This is a genomic window from Stutzerimonas tarimensis (assembly GCF_042648805.1).
Lineage (GTDB): Bacteria > Pseudomonadota > Gammaproteobacteria > Pseudomonadales > Pseudomonadaceae > Azomonas > Azomonas tarimensis.
On the sequence record NZ_JBHRXZ010000014.1, the window covers coordinates 1 to 964 of the forward strand.

At 64.6% G+C, this 964-nt stretch carries 2 protein-coding genes; both read left to right on the plus strand.

Annotated elements, in window-relative coordinates; translation table 11 throughout:
- The coding region (locus ACFOMF_RS04975; RefSeq protein WP_386361829.1) for an acyl-CoA dehydrogenase family protein at positions 1 to 524 on the plus strand (524 nt) is incomplete at its 5' end.
- 61 nt (positions 525 to 585) lie between these two features.
- Positions 586 to 964, plus strand: a 379-nt coding sequence (locus ACFOMF_RS04980; protein ID WP_386361831.1) for an MmgE/PrpD family protein, incomplete at its 3' end; no start/stop codon positions are given.

Genomic DNA, 964 nt, shown 5'->3' on the forward strand with positions numbered 1-964 from the left:
AGCTGTTCTTCGACAATCTGGAAATTCCCGCCGACAGCCTGATCGGCGAGGAAGGCCAGGGTTTCAAGTACATCCTCCACGGGCTCAACGCCGAGCGCACGCTGATCGCCGCCGAGTGCATCGGCGACGGACGCTGGTTCGTCGAGAAGGCCAGCGCCTATGCACGCGACCGGGTGGTGTTCGGCCGGCCGATCGGCCAGAACCAGGGCGTGCAGTTCCCCATCGCCGAGGCGCACATCGAGATCGAGGCGGCCGACCTGATGCGCTGGCGCGCCTGCCAGGAATACGACGCCGGGCTCAACGCCGGTGCGGCAGCGAACATGGCCAAGTACCTGGCGGCCAAGGCCTCCTGGGAAGCGGCCAACGCCTGCCTGCAGACCCATGGCGGCTTCGGCTTCGCCAACGAATACGACGTCGAGCGCAAGTTCCGCGAAACCCGGTTGTACCAGGTGGCGCCGATCTCCACCAACCTGATCCTGTCCTACGTGGCCGAGCACCTGTTGGAGCTGCCGCGCTCGTTCTGAGCACGCACCGGGTTCATCTGTACCAAACCGCTCTCCCATTGAAGAACAAAAAGGGCCATCCATGAGCACCCATACCGAGCAACTGGTCGCGTTTCTCGCCGACCTGGACTACGCGCAACTGCCCGACCCGGTGGTCGCGCGCACCGAAGACCTGTTCCTCGACTGGCTGGGTTCGGCGCTGGCCAGCCAGAACGCCCATCCCATCCCGCTATTCGAAAACTACGCAAAGCTGATGGGGCCGACCGAGGGGCGCGCGAACATTCTGGTGAGCGGAGCGCGCAGCTCGGCCTATTTCGCCGCCCTGGTGAATGGCGCCAGTTCGCACCTGGTGGAACAAGATGACCTGCACAACAGTTCAGTGCTCCACCCGGCCACTGTCGTCTTTCCTGCCGTCCTGGCGGCGGCGCAGGACCTGGGCAAGAGCGGACGCGAACTGATCG